The sequence below is a fragment of the Burkholderia sp. HMSC10F09 genome (assembly GCF_001806955.1).
In the GTDB taxonomy this organism is placed as follows: domain Bacteria; phylum Pseudomonadota; class Gammaproteobacteria; order Burkholderiales; family Burkholderiaceae; genus Burkholderia; species Burkholderia multivorans.
Genome location: NZ_KV786812.1, coordinates 1 through 15824 on the forward strand (window position 1 = coordinate 1; position 15824 = coordinate 15824).

Genomic DNA, 15824 nt, shown 5'->3' on the forward strand with positions numbered 1-15824 from the left:
CGCGCGAGCCGCGCCGCGCATGCGCCGGATGCCGGCGGCCCACAGGTCGTCGCGCATACTGCCGGGCCGCGAGCGCCCGGCCTGACGATCAGCCCGCCGCCCAGACGCCGCGCGCCATCCCCGCTGCCGCAAACACGATGACGATCACGAGCACGGCCTGCCAGTGGCCGATCTGCACGTAGGTGCGTGCGCGGCCGATATCGGGCATGCGCTGCTGCCGCGCGGCGATGCGCCAGCGGATCAGGCCGAGCATCGGCACGATCTCAAGCACCAGGATCAGCACGAGCGCGGTCATCTTCAGGTGAAAGAACGGCGCGTGCAGGTAATACGCGCTGCCCTTCTCGTAGCCGCCGAACGCGCGCATCAGGCCCGTGACGATCAGGACGAGCGCGGACAGGCCCCACACCGTATCGGCCTTGAACACGCCGGGCAGATCGACCGCCTGCGCCGATGCGATGAGTCGCCGCAACGCGCGGTTGCGCGCCGCGATCGCCGCGAACGCGACGCCGAATGCACTCAGATGAACAGCAGCCAGCAACCAACGAACGATCATCGTGCCCCCCTCGAGAGCCCGCGCCGGTGCGCAGGCGTGTCAGACGATCTGCTTGAGCGCGGCGTCGAGCGCGAGCGCGGCGACGCGGTCGCCTTCGGTCGCGAGCGGGACGCGCATCACGATCTGCCGGTTATGGCCGACGGCGGCCGGCGAATCCCACAGCAATTCGACCTTCGGCCGCCGGAACAGACCGCCGCGCACGCGCGCCGGCGGTTCCTGCGACGGCACGCCGCCCGACGGAGCGCCGCCCGACGGCACGCCGCCCGACCCATTACCAGCCGCCGAAGTGCTGCGCCCCGGCCAGCGCACTGACAGCTCGCGCGCGTCGTACTGGCCGACCTTGCGGCTTTCCATCCAGACGATCGCGGTGCGCGTCAGCGTATCGAGCGAAATCGCATAGCGGCCGATCGCAAAGCGGCGCGCGGCCACGTTGGTCCGCCACAGCGGACGCGGCCGGCAGATCCAGACGACCGCGGCATACAGCACCGGCGCGGCGACCAGCCAGCCGTTGGTCGCGGTGACCGCATGCAGCGCACGCCGCCAGCCGGCCACCCAGACGAACGCGCCGATCGACCAGATCGCGAACAGAAAGCCGATCAGCGCAAAAAACCGCAGCGCCTGACGCAGCCATTGCGGCAGCGGATGAAACGGCCGCTCGGCGCGCGCGGCGGCGCCGGGCTGCACGAGCAGCAGGAAGATCAGCAGCAGATAGACGAACGCCCAGGGCGACGACATCATCGCCGACAGCGACGCGCGATAGCCCATCTGCGACATCGAGAACAGCCAGCGCGCGAACAGCACGACACCGATCGCGCGCAACGCGAAGATCACTCCGGCGCCGGGGGCCGGCGCTGCGCGCGTGGGTTTCGTTCTCGCCAAGACTGCTCTCCTCTCGATGATCGTGCGGGGCCGGATTTCGCGGCTCGGCCATTATAGGGACATTACCGTCTGGACAGACGGCCGGAACGCATGCCGGGCCGCATCCGTCGCCCTTCGCACGCTCGGGCGCGGCGAGAATACAACAGATCCGCGCCGCCGATATGACAACGCCCCGCCGGCAAACCCGGACGGGGCGTCGAGGACGGCCGGACACCGCAGCGGGCCGGCAGCCGGAATCAGCTTGCGTTGACTTCGCGCAGCACGGTGCGGCGCTTCTGACGCAGCAGTTCCTCGTAGCTCTTCACGTAGTTCTGCGCCATCACCTTCGAGGTGAAGCGCGCTTCGAACGCGGCACGAACCTGCTCGCGCGGCAGCGTATCGAGACGCTTGAGCGCGGCGACGGCCGACAGTTCGTCTTCGACGACGAAGCCCGACACGCCGTTGTCGATCACTTCCGGCACCGAACCGCGCTTGAACGCGATCACCGGCGTGCCGCACGCCATCGCCTCGATCATCACGAGGCCGAACGGCTCCGGCCAGTCGATCGGGAACAGCAGCGCGTGCGCGTTGCCGAGGAATTCGGTCTTCTCGGCTTCGCTGATTTCACCGATGTACTCGACGTGCGGCAGCGAGAACAGCGGCTTGATCTTCTCTTCGTAATACGCGCGGTCGGCCTTGTCGAGCTTCGCCGCGATCTTGATCGGCAGACCGGCCTGCTCGGCGATGCGGATGGCCGTGTCGACGCGCTTTTCCGGCGAGATGCGGCCGAGGAACGCGAGGTAGCTCGGCTTCACGTTCGGGATCGGCGTCAGCAGGTTTTCCGGCAGGCCGTGGTAGACGGTCGACAGCCAGTTCGCCTGCGGCAGCGGGATGCGCTGGTTGTCGGAGATCGACACGACCGGCACGTCGCTGAATGCGTTGAAGATCGGCTGCAGTTCCGGCAGGTCGAGACGGCCGTGCATCGTCGTCAGATGCGGGACCGGCTGGCGCGAGAACAGCGAGAACGGGTAGTAGTCGATGTGACAATGCAGCACGTCGAACTCTTCCGCGCGGCGGCGCACCTGCTCGAGCAGCAGCATGTGCGGGGCCATCACGTCGCGGATCGTCGGATCGAGGCGCAGCGCCTGCGGCCACACCGCTTCGAGCTTCGCGGAAGTCTGCGAATCGCCGCTCGCGAAGAGCGTGACGTCATGACCCATCTCGACGAGCGCTTCGGTCAGATAGGACACCACCCGTTCGGTACCACCGTACAGCTTCGGGGGAACCGCTTCATGCAACGGAGCGATTTGGGCGATTCGCATGCGTAACTCCTAAAAATTCGGCAAAAAACCAGGTTTGGGCGGCGACCTATCGGCGATCCGGGCTGGATGCATTTCGTCCGACCATCGGACGAACCGGCCTGCCGCGAGCGTCGAAACCGCGCGGCTCGATGAGCGCCGGTGACGCGACAGGCTTAGAACGTTTGAAACGAAGTCCCGTTGACAGGGGTTCGTAAATAAACCTGGAATCCAACCCGAGGCCGATTATCTAGGGTTTATCCCAATACGGCGTACGACATTTCAAACACTTTACTTTGTTACAAAGGCGCAACACTTTGCAACGCGCGGACGTCGGTGTCCGTTCTAGAGTGGAAGGCCCTTCGGCACTCCCGCGGTCCTGTTCGGGCAGGCGGCACCGTCTGTGCGACACAGGACGAGATGCCGAATTTTATCTCAAAACTGATCGCGGGCCGCACGCGGTCGCAAGATTCGCGCAGCGTCGCACGTGGCCGTTGTTTACAATGCCGGATTAACGTCCGGGTGGGACGGCCGGCCTGCGATCCGGCCGCAACGCTCAATCACCGAATCACCGCACGCATATTTTGGAATCTCTCACCCCCGCCCAGCGCAACGCCCATAACGCGAAGCTGTCGAGCTACGCGCATCGGCCGCTCGCGTTCCTGTTCCGCTATATCCGCCTGCACCCGCTCGCGCACCTCGTCGTGCTCGGCAGCGTGCTGGCCGCCGTCGGCTGTGCGCTCGGTTCGCAATATGCGATCAAGCACCTGATCGACGTGCTGGCGACCGGGCGTCATCATCCGGGCCCGTTGTGGAGCGCGTTCGCGCTGCTCGTCGGGCTGATCGCGGCCGACAACCTGCTGTGGCGCGTCGGCGGCTGGGTCGCCGCGCATACGTTCGTCGCGGTCACCGGCGATCTGCGGCGCGACCTGTTCCAGTATCTGATCGGCCATTCGCCGACCTACTACTCGGAGAAGCAGCCCGGCACGCTCGCCAGCCGCATCACCGCGACGTCGAACGCGGTGTATACGTCCGAGAACACGATGGCGTGGAACGTGCTGCCGCCGTGCATCGCGGTGATGGGCGCGATCCTGATGATCGTCGTCGTCAATCCGCTGATGGCCGCCGGCCTGCTCGGCTGCTCGGCGGTGCTCGCGGTCGTGCTGTTCAAGCTCGCCGGGCGCGGCTCCGCGCGCCACCACGCGTTCGCGGCCAAGGCCGCAGCCGTCGACGGCGAACTCGTCGACGTGATCGGCAACATGGGCCTCGTACGCGCGTTCGGCATGACGCTGCGCGAACAGAAGCGCTTCAGCGAGACGGTCAAGGCCGAAATGGAAGCGCGCCAGCAAAGCCTGCTGTATCTCGAAAAGTTGCGGCTGCTGCATGCGGTGATCACCGCGATGCTGTCGGCCGGCCTGCTCGGCTGGGCGCTGTGGCTCTGGGATCGCGGCCAGGCGACCTCCGGCGACATCGTGCTCGTCAGCTCGCTCGGCTTCACGATCCTGCACGGCACGCGCGATCTCGCGGTCGCGCTCGTCGACGTCACGCAGCACATCGCGCGGCTGTCCGAAGCGGTGAAGACGCTGCTCGAGCCGCACGGGATGCCCGACCGCTCGGATGCGGTGCCGCTGACGGCCCAGGGCGGACGCGTCGACTTCGAGCGCGTGACGTTCGCGTATCCGCACCGCCGCGCGATCCTCGACCACTTCGACCTGCATATCGAGCCCGGACAGCGCGTCGGCCTGATCGGCAAGTCGGGCGCCGGCAAGTCGACCGTGCTCGCGCTGCTGCAGCGCTTCTACGACACGCAGGGTGGCGTCGTGAAGGTCGACGGCCAGGACGTGAAGACGATCACGCAGGACAGCCTGCGCCAGGCGATCGCGCTCGTACCGCAGGACATCTCGCTGCTGCACCGGACGATCTACGAAAACATCGCGTACGGCCGCCCCGAGGCGACCCGCGAGGAAGTGCTCGCCGCCGCACGCGACGCGCGCTGCGCCGAGTTCATCGAGGCGATGCCGGAAGGCTACGATACGATCGTCGGCGATCGCGGCGTGAAGCTGTCGGGCGGTCAGCGCCAGCGCATCGCGATCGCGCGCGCGATCCTGAAGGACGCGCCGATCCTGCTGCTCGACGAAGCGACGTCGGCGCTCGACAGCGCGTCGGAAGAAGCGATCCAGAGCGCGCTCGACCGGCTGATGGTCGGCCGTACGGTGATCGCGATCGCGCACCGGCTCTCGACGCTGCGCAACTTCGACCGGATCATCGTGATGAGCAACGGCAAGGTGATCGACGACGGTCCGCCGGAGCTGCTGCGCAACCGTCCCGGCCTGTACCGCGACCTGCTCGCGAAGCAGCACGGCCGCCATCATCCGATCGACGGCGGCACGCCGACCGGCGAACGCGTCGCCTGACGCGCGCGCGGTCGGATCAACCGAAAAACGCCGCGGCGGCGCACTGCGCGCTGCGGCACGTTCGATGCCGCTGCCGATCGAGCGCCGGCCGCGATTCCCTCACTGTCTCTTCGATGTTCGATCGCGATCGATCGCAGATGAAAAGTCTCGTCCCGTTCGGTGATTCGAAACGCAGTGGCGACACGGCCGAATGAATGCGAAAGCCTCTGCGGACACTACGACCGACGCGATAACGGCTGCGTCATCGCGCGCTCTGCATACTCGGTGCATGCAAGCAGTGGCGACGGTGCCGCGCAGCCGACTCCGATGCGCGGCACCGTCCAGCGACCGATCCTCCGCGCCCGCTACCCCTGCAGATCGCGCAGGAAATGGTCGCGCCACACCGACACGTTGTTCTCGCGCAGCTGCGCGATCATGTCCGCGTAACGCGCGCGGCGCTCCGCGAGCGGCATCGTCAGCGCCTGCGACAGCGCGTCGGCCATGCCCTCGATGTCGATCGGATTGACGATCAGCGCGCCGGTCAGCTCGCGTGCGGCACCGGCGAAGCGCGACAGCACAAGCACGCCGGGATCGTCCGGGTTCTGCGCGGACACGTATTCCTTCGCCACGAGGTTCATCCCGTCGCGCAGCGGCGTGACGAAGCCGACGCGCGCGAGCCGGTACAACGCGGCCAGCACCTGCCGCTCGTACTGCCGGTGGATGTAGAGAATCGGCGCCCAGTCGAGTTCCGCATAGCGGCCGTTGATGCGGCCCGACTCCGCCTCGAGCTGCAAGCGGATGTCCTGATAGGCGCGCAGGTCCGCGCGCGTCGACGGCGCGATCTGCAGGAACGACACGCGATTGCGGAACGAGGCCTGATGCTCGAGCAGTTTCTCGAACGCACGGAAGCGCTCGACGAGCCCCTTCGAATAATCGAGACGATCGACGCTCATGATCAGCTGCCGCCCGCGCAGCGACGTCGCGAGCGTGCGCACCGCCTTGCCGTTCTCGCCGGCTTGCGCGAGCGACGCGATCTCGTCCGGATACACGCCGATCGGATAAGCGGCCGCATGCAGCGTCTGGCCGAACGCCTGCACGCGCACCGTGCGGCCGTCGCGCGCGATCTCGCCGCCGCCTTCGAATTCGATGTAGTCGCAAAATGCGCGCAGATCCGGTTCGGTCTGGAAGCCGAGCAGGTCGAACGCGCACAGCGACTCGACAAGCTCGCGATGCGGCGGCACGTTGACGAGCACCTGCGCGGCCGGAAACGGGATGTGCAGGAAAAAGCCGATGCGGTTCTTCACGCCGGCCGCGCGCAGCGCGCGCGCGAACGGAATCAGGTGATAGTCGTGCACCCAGATCACGTCGTCGTCCTGCAGCAACGGCACGAGCTGCTGCGCGAGCCAGACGTTCACGCGCCGATAGCCGTCGAATTCGTGGCGATCGTACTGGATCAGATCCGCACGGTAATGAAACGCGGGCCACAGCGTCGCGTTCGAGAAGCCGCGGTAGTACTGGTCGTAATCGCGACGCGACAGGCCGACCGTCGCGAACGTCACGGGCCCGCGTTCCTCGACGCGGATCTGCGGCGCACCGGACGCGACGACTTCGCCGCTCCAGCCGAACCACATGCCGCCCGTCTCCTTCAGCGCATCGTAGACGCCGATCGCGAGCCCGCCCGCCGCCGGTTCGCCTTCCGAAATCGGGGCGACGCGGTTCGAAACAATGATCAGTCGACTCATGCGCCCGGCTGCCCCGCACCGAGCCAGCGCGCGATCTGCGCATGCAGCGCGTCGACCGAATCGAGCCGCATGCGCGCCGACGTTTCGCCTGCGCCGATCTTGATCGACAGCCCGCCGCGCGCGTTGACGAGCGCAAAGCCCTTCTCGTCGGTCAGGTCGTCGCCGGCGAACAGCGGAACGCGGCCCGCGAACGGCGGCTCGTCGAGGAATGCGGCCAGCGCGCGCCCCTTGTCGACCCCCTTCGGCTTGATCTCGAACACCATCTTGCCGGGCTGCAGCACGTAGGCGTCCGGGTATTCGGCGACGAGCCGCTCGGCTGCCTCGCGCGCGGCCGGCTCACGCTCGGGCGCATTGCGGTAGTGCAGCGCGACGGCCGCGCCCTTGATCTCGAGCAGCATGCCGGGATGGCGCTCGACGACGGCCGCGAGCTCGCGCTCGATGCGCAGCAGTCGCGCGTCGTTGAAGCCGATGCGCTGCGTATCGCCGTTCGCGTCGCGCCGCTCCGCGCCATGCAGGCCGGCGACCGGCAGGTCGGACATGTTGAGAAACGCATCGATGCTGTCGATGCCGCGGCCCGACACGATCGCGACCGCGCCGTGCGAGCGGCGTCGCAGCTCGTCGAGCAGCGTCGGCAGCGCACGGGGTACGTGAATGCTGTCGGGTGTCGGGGCGAGCTCGACGAGCGTGCCGTCGAAGTCGAAGAAGAACGCGGTATCGGTCAGAGACAGGGAGGCCGGAACGGATTGCATCGATTCGATGTCTGAGGGACGGCCCGCCGGGCCGCCGCTGCGCGAATGGAATTGTGCGCATCTTACCGCGTCGGCGCGCGGAGATGGGCGAAACCGGCGTGACGCAAGCGTCGTGCCGGCTGCCGCGCCCCGCTGCGACATATTGCCCCGCTCGCGCGCGTCGTACGGGTTTCGAAAGGACGCGGGTGCGCGAATTGCGCTACAGTCGCAACCGCCGCCGCGCGACGCATGGCGCCGCGCCGGCCGGCGACCGTTCCGTCCGATCGAGCCCCAGGATGTCGTCTGCCCGCCCCGCGCCGCACCGGCGCCTTTCCCGCTTCATCCGCACCGCCGCGGCGCTGGTCGTTGCGGCCGCGCTCGCCGCGTGCACGCACGACGAAGCGCGCTGGCATCTCACCGACGTCACGGGCCACCTGCCCGATCTGTCGTTCGACCTGACGGGCGGCGACGGCCGGCCCGTCGATGCCGCCGCATTCCGCGGCCGCGTCGCGCTCGTCTACTTCGGCTACACGCATTGCCCGGACGTCTGTCCGGAAACGATGGCGCGGCTGATGGAAGTGCTCGCGAAGCTCGGTCCGCAGGCGAACGCCGTCCGCATCCTGTTCGTATCGGTCGATCCCGCACGCGACACGCCGCAGGCGATGCAGTCCTACGTCGCCGCGTTCGATGCCGAACACGCGCGCGGGCTGACGGGTACCGACCGGCAGATCGAATCGCTCGCGAAACGATATCGCGTCGCGTATCAGATGGAAAAGCGCGACCCGTCCGGCGGCTACGAAGTCACGCACAGCTCCGCCGTCTACGTGTTCGACGCGAACGGCCGCGCGCGGCTGCTCGCGACCGACCGCGATTCGCCCGACGCCATCGCCGCCGACGTGCGCCGGATCATCGACACCGCTTCCGCAACCTGAATGACGACATGAACGACATGAACAAGACGACCTTCAAGATGCTCGCCGCGATCGCCGCGCTCTGCGCCGGCGCCCATGCGTACGCCGCCGGCGCGATCACCGCGCAGGGCGCGTGGGTGCGCTGGCTGCCGAACAAGCTGCCGGCCGGCGGCTACGTGACGCTCGTGAACACAAGCGACAAGCCGGTCGATCTCGTCGACGTCGACAGCCCCGACTACGGGATGGCGATGCTGCATCAGACCGTGTCGAACGGCTCGACGCAGAAAATGGAAATGGTCGACAAGCTGACGATTCCCGCGCGCGGCAAGGTCGACATCGCACCGGGCGGCTATCACTTCATGCTCGAGGAGCCCAAGCATGCGATCAAGCCCGGCGACACCGTGCGTCTGCGCCTGAAGTTCTCCGACGGCGAAACGCTCGACACGCCGTTCGCGGTGAAGTCGCCCGCGCAGGCGAAATGATCGGGTTGCGATGAACGTCCTGTACTGGCTCGATCCGTGGGAACCGTCGCCGACCGTGGTCGTCGCGGTGCTCGCGGCCGCCGTGCTGTTCGCGCGCGGCGCGAAGAAGGCGAAGGTATCGCCGTTGCGGCAGTTTTCGTTCTGGTTCGGGCTGACTGCGCTCTACATCGCGCTGCACACGCGGCTCGACTACTTCTTCGAGCACGAGTTCTTCATGCATCGCGCGCAGCACCTCGTGCTGCACCATCTCGGGCCGTTCTTCATCGCACTCGCGTATCCGGGCGCCGCGATCCGCGCCGGCATTCCGTTCCGGTGGCGCCAGCGTTTCGTGCGGCCCGCGCTCGCGTGGCCGCCGCTGCGCGCGACGCTCGACGTCGTGTTCAATCCGGTCGTCGCCGTCGTGTTGTTCGTCGGGCTCATCTACTTCTGGCTGCTGTCGCCGATCCATTTCGTCGCGATGCTCGACTGGCGGCTGTACCGCGTAATGAACTGGAGCATGGTGATCGACGGGCTGCTGTTCTGGTGGCTCGTCGTCGATCCGCGTCCGGCGCCGCCGGCGCGGCTCTCGCCCGGCCGCCGGATCCTGATCGCCGTCGCGGCGATCCCGCCGCAAATCGCGCTCGGCGCGCTCATCTTCTTCACGCCGCACGAGCTCTATCCGATCTATTCGATCTGCGGCCGCGCGTTTACGTGGCTGAGCCCGCTGCGCGATCAGCAGATCGGCGGGCTGCTGCTCTGGATTCCGGGCTCGATGATGAGCGTGATCGGCGCGCTGATCGCGCTGCGGCACTGGCTGCGGCTGTCCGCGCGCGGCCGTCTGATCGACGAACGCGCGGCGCAGCACGCCGCCGATCGTCGGGCCGCCCGCACCGCGCACTGACCGCGCGGCGCGCCGCCTGCGTCATGCGCGCTCGCTGCGCATCCACACGTGCGCAATGCCGTCCTCGTCGTGCACGTCCGAGCTCGGCGTAAAGCCGAATGCACCGTAGAAGCGCTGCAGATGCGCCTGCGCATGCAGGCTCACCGGCGTGTCGGGCCACTGCGCGCGAATGTGCTCGAGCGCGCGCGCGAGCAGCGTGTTGCCGAGCCCCGCGCCGCGGAACGCGGCCGTGGTCAGCACGCGGCCGATGCGCACGTCGCGGTGCTGCGCGTCCGGCAGAAGCACGCGCAGATAGCCGGCGAGCCGCCCTGCTCCGTCGTACGCGGCGAGATGCCACGCTGTCTGATCGGCATCGTCGATGTCGCGATACACGCAATTCTGCTCGACGACGAATACGGCGCTGCGCGCCTCGAGGATCGAATAGACTTCGCGCGCGCTCAGCGCATCGAAGGGTTTCCAGCGCCAGTCGAGATCGGTCGCAGTCGGGGATGCGGCGGGTGCGGAAGCGTTCATGTGCGGTCCTGATTCGGGCGCGCCGGCCGGCGCGCGGCAGCCGACGATTATGCCTCGAACCGCACCGCACGCGCGAGCGCGCGGCCACGCAAAAAAAGCCCCGCATTGCGCGGGGCACTTGCGTCAGGCCGGCATCCGGCCGAAACGGCCGCTGTTGAAATCCTCGATCGCCGTCCGGATTTCGTCTTGCGAGTTCATCACGAACGGACCGTAGCCGACGATCGGCTCGTCGATCGGCTCGCCGCTCAGGATCAGCAGCTTCGCGTCGCCGTTCGCTTCGATCTCGACGTCGGTGCCGTCACGGCTCAACTGCACGAACTGCGCTTCGCGCGCGACCGTCTCGCCATTCACGAGCACCGTGCCATGCAGCACGACGACCGCCAGCGTGCGCCCTTCGGCGATCGGGAACCGCGCATGACCGCCGGCCGCGAGCCGCACGTCCCACACGTCGATCGGCGTATGCGTGCGGGCCGGGCCGCGCCGTCCGTCGAGTTCGCCCGCGATGATCCGCACGCGCCCCGCACCGTCCGGCAGTTCGACGACCGGAATGTCCGCGTCGAGCAGCGTCTGATAGCCGGGCTCGCCCATCTTGTCGGCCGCGGGCAGGTTCACCCACAGCTGCACCATTTCGAGCGCACCGCCGCGCTTCGCGAACGCGTCCGAGTGGAATTCCTCATGCAGAATCCCGCTTGCGGCCGTCATCCACTGCACGTCGCCCGGCCCGATCACGCCGCCCGCGCCGGTCGAGTCGCGGTGTTCGACTTCGCCGTCGTAGACGATCGTCACCGTTTCGAACCCGCGGTGCGGGTGCTGGCCGACGCCGCGCCGCGTCGAAGCCGGCTCGAACGTCGCCGGACCGGCGTAGTCGAGCAGCAGGAACGGGCTCAGATGCGCGCCGTGCGACTGGTAGCTGAACATCGAGCGCACCGGGAAACCGTCGCCGACCCAATGACCGCGCGGCGCACTGTACACACCTTGGACCTTCTTCATTTGCGTTCTCCGAATTTGCGGCGAAACCTGTGTTTCGCATCCTTGAGTGTCACTATAGTGGTGGAACGATCGGTCCGGTAGACTGCAAAATCCGCACTCAGCGTTCTATTTCATGAACGATAACGCCCGAGATCTGAACGATCTCTATTACTTCGTCCAGGTGGTCGAACACGGCGGTTTCGCGCCGGCCGGGCGCGCGCTCAACATGCCGAAGTCGAAGCTGAGCCGCCGTATCGCGCTCTTGGAAGCGCGGCTCGGCATCCGACTGATCCAGCGCTCGACGCGCCGCTTCACCGTCACCGACGTCGGCCAGACCTACTACGCGCACTGCCGCGCGATGCTCGTCGAGGCCGATGCCGCGGACGAGGCCGTCGCGTTGCTGCACGAGCAGCCGCGCGGCATCGTGCGGGTCAGCTGTCCGATCGTGCTGCTCGATTCGCTGGTCGGCGACATGATCGCGGCGTTCATGCTCGCGTGCCCGCGCGTCGAGATCCATCTGGAAGCGACGAACCGGCGCGTCGACGTGGTCGGCGAAGGGATCGACGTCGCGATTCGCGTCCGGCCGCCGCCGCTCGACGACAGCGATCTCGCGCTGCGCGTGCTGGCCGAGCGCGGCCAGTGCCTCGTCGCGAGCCCCGCTTTGCTGCGCGAGCACGGCACGCCGGCGGTGCCCGCCGATCTCGCGCGACTGCCGAGCCTCGATCACGGCGTGCCGCAGGCCGCGCACGTGTGGCGCCTGCGCGGTCCCGACGGCGCCAGCGCGGAAATCCATCATCAGCCGCGCTTCGTGACGGGCGGCATGCTCGCGCTGCGCGCGGCCGCCGTCGCCGGCGTCGGCATCGTGCAGTTGCCGACGATGATGGTGCGCGACGAATTCGCGCGCGGCACGCTCGTCACCGTGCTGCCCGACTGGGCGCCGCGCCGCGAGATCGTCCACGCGGTATTCGCGTCGCGCCGCGGACTGCTGCCCGCCGTGCGCGCGCTGCTCGACTTTCTCGCGGCGCGGTTCGCGGAACTCGAACCCGACTGAGCCGGCGTGTCGCCGCACGCTGCACGTCGCACGCGCGTGCCGTAGACTGCCGTACGCGCGTCGCGCGTTTTTCCAACCTTTACCGCTTTTCAGCCATGTTCACGTTGTCCCACGACCCCGATGCTTCCAAGGCCGATCAATACGCGACGCTCGTCGAGCAGGCGCGTGCGCTCGTCGAGTCAGAACGCGATCTGATCGCGAACGCCGCGAACTTCTCCGCGCTCGTCTATCACTCGCTCGACCGGCTGAACTGGGCCGGCTTCTATTTCTTCGACGGCACCGAGCTCGTGGTCGGCCCGTTCCAGGGCAAGCCCGCGTGCGTGCGGATCGCGCTCGGCAAAGGCGTGTGCGGGACGGCCGCGCAGACGCGCGAAACGCAGGTCGTGCGCGACGTGCACGCGTTTCCCGGCCATATCGCGTGCGACGCTGCGTCGGAATCGGAAATCGTCGTGCCGCTCGTCGCCGACGACGGCACGCTGATCGGCGTATGGGACGTCGATAGCCCCGTCGCCGCGCGCTTCGACGACGAGGATCGCCGCGGCATGGAGGCGCTGTGCCGCGTGTTCGTCGAACACGCGTGGCAAAAGACGCGCGGCTGAGCGTCGCGTACCGCCAAACGAAACGGGCCCGATCGCATCGGGCCCGTTTCACTTCGATTCAATACCGGCGGCGACTTCGATGCCGGCGCGGCGCGCGGCGCCCGTCAGGCGACGCGCGTGCCGGGCAGCTCGGCGAACGCGGGCGGCCCCACGTCGTCGGTCAGCACTTCGTAGCCCTGCTCCGTCACGACCACCATGTGCTCCCATTGGGCGGACAGCGAATGGTCCTTCGTGACGACGGTCCAGCCGTCGCCGAGCACGCGCGTGTCGCGCTTGCCCGCGTTGAGCATCGGCTCGATCGTGAAGATCATGCCCGGCCGCAGCGGCAGCCCCGTACCAGGGCGGCCGTAGTGCAGCACCTGCGGCTCGTCGTGATACACGTCGCCGATGCCGTGCCCGCAGTATTCGCGCACGACGCTGAACCCTTCGCGATGTGCGACCTGCTGGATCGCATAGCCGACGTCGCCGAGCGTCGCGCCCGGACGCACCGCGCGGATGCCGGCATGCATCGCCTCGTACGTCGTCGCGACGAGGCGGCGCGCCAGCTCGCCCGGCTCGCCGACGAAGTACATGCGGCTCGTGTCGCCGAACCAGCCGTCCTTGATCACCGCGATGTCGAGGTTCACGATGTCGCCGTCGCGCAGCGGCCGCGATGACGGAATGCCGTGGCAGACGACGTGATTGACCGACGCGCAGACCGTCTTCGGATAGCCGTGATAGCCGATGTTGGCCGGAATCGCGCCGAGTTCGTCGACGATGTAGCGGCGGCAGCGCTCGTCCAGTTCGTCGGTCGTGACGCCCGGCTTCACATATTCGCCGATCATCGTCAGCACCTGCGACGCGAGCTTCGCCGCCTCGCGCGACTTGGCGATGTCTTGCGGGTTGCGGATTGGGATTTCGCGCTTCGCCATTACGCCACCTGCTCGATGCGGCCGGCGACGAGCTCGGCCGCGCCCGTACCGCCGCGCGCCTCCGCCTCGATCAGCATCCGGCAGATGTCGCCGTAGGACGCCGACGGGTTGAGCTCGGCGAGCATGCCGACCCGCAGCCAATGCTCGGCCTGCGCGTTGATCGACCGGCTGAGCGCCGTGCTCGTCGAGCGCAGCCGCTCGTGCATGTGGTCGGAAATCTTGATGATGCCCATATGTCACCAATTATGCGAAGTGTAGTCGAAACGTATAATACGCTGTGTCCCGGCCGGCGGCAAGCCGCTTCGTCGCGTGGATGAGCGCCGTAGATGCAATGCGGGCGCGTCGACGTTTCACTGCGAAGCGTTGACCGTTCATTCCATTTTGCTGGAAAATTTCTCCACCATGCAGGAATCTCCGTCTCCCACCGCCGACGACGCCGGCATCAACGAACGCATCGCACGACGCGTACGCGAGCTGCGCACGCTGCGCGGCTACACGCTCGACGCGCTCGCCGCGCGCTGCGGCGTGAGCCGCTCGATGATTTCGCTGATCGAACGCGCGGCGGCCAGTCCGACGGCCGTCGTGCTCGACAAGCTCGCGGCCGGGCTCGGCATTTCGCTGGCCGGGTTGTTCGGCGGCGACGACGGCGCGCCCGCGCAGCCGCTCGTGCGGCGCGCGCAGCAGGCCGAATGGCGCGACCCGGCGTCCGGCTATGCGCGACGCAATCTGTCGCCGCCCGGCTGGCCGTCGCCGCTTCAACTCGTCGAAGTCGACTTCCCGCCCGGCGGACGTGTCGCGTACGACACCGGTGCACGCGAGATCGCGTGGCACCAGCAGATCTGGGTCGTACGCGGCCGCATCGACGTCACGCTCGGCGCGACGCTGCATCAGCTTCACGAAGGCGACTGTCTCGCCATGCGGCTCGATCAGCCGCTGATTTTCAGCAACCCGTCGCCGCATGCGGCACGGTACATCGTCGCGATCTGCGATGCATCGGCCGCCGCGGCCCGGGCCGCGTGATGCGACGGCGATCCGTGCGCGGCCCGTCCGCCCCATGTCTACAGGAGCTCGAATGACTTCCCCGAACCCGCCGCAGCGCGACGACGTGCGCCTGATCGATTGCACGGAGGCCGAGCACGCGCCCGCCATTCTGGAGATTCTGAACGACGCGATCGTCAACTCGACCGCGCTGTACGACTACAAGCCGCGTCCGCCCGAAGCGATGGCCGCGTGGTTCGCGACGAAGCGTGCGAGCGGCTTTCCGGTCGTCGGCGCGGTGGACGCGTCGGGCACGCTGCTCGGCTTCGCGAGCTGGGGCACGTTCCGCGCGTTTCCGGCCTTCAAGTACACGGTCGAGCACAGCGTGTACGTGCATCGCGATCACCGCGGACGCGGGCTCGGCGAATTGCTGTTGCGCGAGTTGATCCGCCGTGCACACGATGCGGACGTGCATCTGCTCGTCGGCTGCATCGATGCGACCAACGCCGGCAGCATCGCGCTGCATACGCGGCTCGGGTTCGTCCATTCGGGGACGATCAAGGAGGCGGGATTCAAGTTCGGGCGATGGCTCGATGCGGCGTTCTATCAGCTGAGGCTCGATACGCCGAGCCGGCCGGTTGATGGCTGACGCGCGGTGTGGATGCGTGCGCGGCTGCGCGCACGTTACGCCAAAAGAAACAGCGACGATGACAAAAGAAAAGCCCTGACGAATCAGGGCTTTATCTCGTTCTACCTGGAGGCGCGAGCCGGAGTCGAACCGGCCTAAACGGCTTTGCAGGCCGCTGCATAACCGCTTTGCTATCGCGCCGAAAGCGGACTGCCGATGCCGTCGTGACGACACGCGACAGATTCTTATCCGACGACCGCCGAGGCCATCAAATAAAAAGGGAAGCGTGGCTTCCCATGTCTGGAGCGGGAGACGAGTCTCGAACTCGCG

At 67.6% G+C, this 15824-nt stretch carries 17 protein-coding genes and 1 tRNA gene; 8 read left to right on the top strand and 10 right to left on the bottom strand.

Going from position 1 to position 15824, the window contains the following annotated elements:
- Positions 1 to 88: 88 nt before the first annotated feature.
- The 3 genes from HMPREF3115_RS20295 to HMPREF3115_RS20305 all read right to left on the bottom strand — a co-directional run bounded on the left by HMPREF3115_RS20295 (position 89) and on the right by HMPREF3115_RS20305 (position 2733).
- Entirely contained in the window at positions 89 to 553 is a 465-nt protein-coding gene (locus tag HMPREF3115_RS20295; protein WP_006401231.1) for a DUF2214 family protein, read from the bottom strand.
- A gap of 39 nt (positions 554 to 592) precedes the next feature.
- A complete protein-coding gene (locus tag HMPREF3115_RS20300; protein ID WP_035946031.1) occupies positions 593 to 1432 on the bottom strand; it encodes a hypothetical protein in 840 nt (279 codons plus the stop codon).
- A 236-nt stretch (positions 1433 to 1668) separates the two neighbouring features.
- Positions 1669 to 2733: a glycosyltransferase family 4 protein gene (locus tag HMPREF3115_RS20305; RefSeq protein WP_006401233.1), complete on the bottom strand. Its 1065-nt coding sequence runs from the start codon at positions 2731 to 2733 to the stop codon at positions 1669 to 1671.
- 560 nt (positions 2734 to 3293) lie between these two features.
- On the opposite strand from HMPREF3115_RS20305, the gene HMPREF3115_RS20310 reads away from it, so the two are divergent.
- A complete protein-coding gene (locus HMPREF3115_RS20310; RefSeq protein ID WP_006401234.1) occupies positions 3294 to 5123 on the top strand; it encodes an ABC transporter ATP-binding protein in 1830 nt (609 codons plus the stop codon).
- 344 nt (positions 5124 to 5467) lie between these two features.
- Here the strand turns inward: HMPREF3115_RS20310 and otsA are convergent, their stop codons facing one another.
- Positions 5468 to 6844: an alpha,alpha-trehalose-phosphate synthase (UDP-forming) gene (gene otsA / locus HMPREF3115_RS20315; RefSeq protein WP_006401236.1), complete on the bottom strand. Its 1377-nt coding sequence runs from the start codon at positions 6842 to 6844 to the stop codon at positions 5468 to 5470.
- Positions 6841 to 7593 (bottom strand): trehalose-phosphatase, encoded by a 753-nt coding sequence (gene otsB / locus HMPREF3115_RS20320; RefSeq protein ID WP_006401237.1) that lies wholly within the window; start codon positions 7591 to 7593, stop codon positions 6841 to 6843. Before otsB ends, otsA begins: the two co-directional genes overlap by 4 nt.
- Before the next feature lie 275 nt (positions 7594 to 7868).
- Here otsB and HMPREF3115_RS20325 point away from each other — a divergent pair, with 275 nt between their 5' ends.
- The 3 genes from HMPREF3115_RS20325 to HMPREF3115_RS20335 are packed head-to-tail and all read left to right on the top strand — an operon-like array spanning position 7869 to position 9845.
- On the top strand, positions 7869 to 8504 hold the full coding sequence (locus HMPREF3115_RS20325; protein ID WP_006401238.1) for an SCO family protein: 636 nt from the start codon (positions 7869 to 7871) through the stop codon (positions 8502 to 8504).
- A gap of 17 nt (positions 8505 to 8521) precedes the next feature.
- Positions 8522 to 8965, top strand: coding sequence for a copper chaperone PCu(A)C (locus HMPREF3115_RS20330; protein WP_172488738.1), 444 nt, complete (start codon positions 8522 to 8524; stop codon positions 8963 to 8965).
- Between the two features lie 10 nt (positions 8966 to 8975).
- Positions 8976 to 9845 carry a cytochrome c oxidase assembly protein gene (locus HMPREF3115_RS20335; RefSeq protein WP_006401240.1) on the top strand — a complete coding sequence of 290 codons (870 nt, stop codon included), beginning with the start codon at positions 8976 to 8978 and terminating at the stop codon, positions 9843 to 9845.
- A 21-nt stretch (positions 9846 to 9866) separates the two neighbouring features.
- On the opposite strand, the gene HMPREF3115_RS20340 is transcribed toward HMPREF3115_RS20335, so the two are convergent.
- Together HMPREF3115_RS20340 and HMPREF3115_RS20345 are read right to left on the bottom strand one after the other, a co-directional pair.
- Positions 9867 to 10358, bottom strand: coding sequence for a GNAT family N-acetyltransferase (locus HMPREF3115_RS20340; RefSeq protein WP_006401241.1), 492 nt, complete (start codon positions 10356 to 10358; stop codon positions 9867 to 9869).
- Between the two features lie 123 nt (positions 10359 to 10481).
- Complete coding sequence (locus tag HMPREF3115_RS20345; RefSeq protein WP_006401242.1) at positions 10482 to 11348, bottom strand: pirin family protein; 867 nt, start codon at positions 11346 to 11348, stop codon at positions 10482 to 10484.
- 112 nt (positions 11349 to 11460) lie between these two features.
- Here HMPREF3115_RS20345 and HMPREF3115_RS20350 point away from each other — a divergent pair, with 112 nt between their 5' ends.
- Both HMPREF3115_RS20350 and HMPREF3115_RS20355 read left to right on the top strand, forming a co-directional pair.
- Positions 11461 to 12378, top strand: coding sequence for a LysR family transcriptional regulator (locus tag HMPREF3115_RS20350; RefSeq protein ID WP_070555777.1), 918 nt, complete (start codon positions 11461 to 11463; stop codon positions 12376 to 12378).
- Between the two features lie 95 nt (positions 12379 to 12473).
- Entirely contained in the window at positions 12474 to 12977 is a 504-nt protein-coding gene (locus tag HMPREF3115_RS20355) for a GAF domain-containing protein (protein ID WP_006401244.1), read from the top strand.
- A 104-nt stretch (positions 12978 to 13081) separates the two neighbouring features.
- Here HMPREF3115_RS20355 and map read toward each other — a convergent pair whose 3' ends face one another.
- The gene (gene map, locus HMPREF3115_RS20360; RefSeq protein WP_006408149.1) at positions 13082 to 13888 is read right to left on the bottom strand and encodes a type I methionyl aminopeptidase; all 807 of its coding nucleotides are present in this window, start codon (positions 13886 to 13888) and stop codon (positions 13082 to 13084) included.
- Positions 13888 to 14121, bottom strand: a complete 234-nt coding sequence (locus HMPREF3115_RS20365; protein WP_070555779.1) for a ParD-like family protein — start codon at positions 14119 to 14121, stop codon at positions 13888 to 13890. The genes map and HMPREF3115_RS20365 overlap by 1 nt, the downstream gene beginning before the upstream one ends.
- Positions 14122 to 14290: 169 nt before the next feature.
- Here HMPREF3115_RS20365 and HMPREF3115_RS20370 point away from each other — a divergent pair, with 169 nt between their 5' ends.
- Both HMPREF3115_RS20370 and HMPREF3115_RS20375 read left to right on the top strand, forming a co-directional pair.
- Positions 14291 to 14908, top strand: a complete 618-nt coding sequence (locus HMPREF3115_RS20370; RefSeq protein ID WP_065494113.1) for a helix-turn-helix domain-containing protein — start codon at positions 14291 to 14293, stop codon at positions 14906 to 14908.
- 52 nt (positions 14909 to 14960) lie between these two features.
- On the top strand, positions 14961 to 15515 hold the full coding sequence (locus HMPREF3115_RS20375; protein ID WP_006408147.1) for a GNAT family N-acetyltransferase: 555 nt from the start codon (positions 14961 to 14963) through the stop codon (positions 15513 to 15515).
- 106 nt (positions 15516 to 15621) lie between these two features.
- Here the strand turns inward: HMPREF3115_RS20375 and HMPREF3115_RS20380 are convergent.
- Positions 15622 to 15695, bottom strand: a tRNA-Cys gene (locus tag HMPREF3115_RS20380).
- Positions 15696 to 15824: the final 129 nt, after the last annotated feature.

What these genes read in the sequence shown, in the direction of transcription:
- HMPREF3115_RS20340 (WP_006401241.1), bottom strand. Translation starts at nt 10,358, where the DNA reads ATGAACGCTTCCGCACCCGCCGCATCCCCGACTGCGACCGATCTCGAC.
- HMPREF3115_RS20335 (WP_006401240.1), top strand. Translation starts at nt 8,976, where the DNA reads ATGAACGTCCTGTACTGGCTCGATCCGTGGGAACCGTCGCCGACCGTG.
- HMPREF3115_RS20355 (WP_006401244.1), top strand. Translation starts at nt 12,474, where the DNA reads ATGTTCACGTTGTCCCACGACCCCGATGCTTCCAAGGCCGATCAATAC.
- HMPREF3115_RS20295 (WP_006401231.1), bottom strand. Translation starts at nt 553, where the DNA reads ATGATCGTTCGTTGGTTGCTGGCTGCTGTTCATCTGAGTGCATTCGGC.
- otsB (WP_006401237.1), bottom strand. Translation starts at nt 7,593, where the DNA reads ATGCAATCCGTTCCGGCCTCCCTGTCTCTGACCGATACCGCGTTCTTC.
- HMPREF3115_RS20345 (WP_006401242.1), bottom strand. Translation starts at nt 11,348, where the DNA reads ATGAAGAAGGTCCAAGGTGTGTACAGTGCGCCGCGCGGTCATTGGGTC.
- HMPREF3115_RS20375 (WP_006408147.1), top strand. Translation starts at nt 14,961, where the DNA reads ATGACTTCCCCGAACCCGCCGCAGCGCGACGACGTGCGCCTGATCGAT.
- HMPREF3115_RS20305 (WP_006401233.1), bottom strand. Translation starts at nt 2,733, where the DNA reads ATGCGAATCGCCCAAATCGCTCCGTTGCATGAAGCGGTTCCCCCGAAG.
- HMPREF3115_RS20330 (WP_172488738.1), top strand. Translation starts at nt 8,522, where the DNA reads ATGAACAAGACGACCTTCAAGATGCTCGCCGCGATCGCCGCGCTCTGC.
- map (WP_006408149.1), bottom strand. Translation starts at nt 13,888, where the DNA reads ATGGCGAAGCGCGAAATCCCAATCCGCAACCCGCAAGACATCGCCAAG.
- otsA (WP_006401236.1), bottom strand. Translation starts at nt 6,844, where the DNA reads ATGAGTCGACTGATCATTGTTTCGAACCGCGTCGCCCCGATTTCGGAA.
- HMPREF3115_RS20365 (WP_070555779.1), bottom strand. Translation starts at nt 14,121, where the DNA reads ATGGGCATCATCAAGATTTCCGACCACATGCACGAGCGGCTGCGCTCG.
- HMPREF3115_RS20350 (WP_070555777.1), top strand. Translation starts at nt 11,461, where the DNA reads ATGAACGATAACGCCCGAGATCTGAACGATCTCTATTACTTCGTCCAG.
- HMPREF3115_RS20370 (WP_065494113.1), top strand. Translation starts at nt 14,291, where the DNA reads ATGCAGGAATCTCCGTCTCCCACCGCCGACGACGCCGGCATCAACGAA.
- HMPREF3115_RS20325 (WP_006401238.1), top strand. Translation starts at nt 7,869, where the DNA reads ATGTCGTCTGCCCGCCCCGCGCCGCACCGGCGCCTTTCCCGCTTCATC.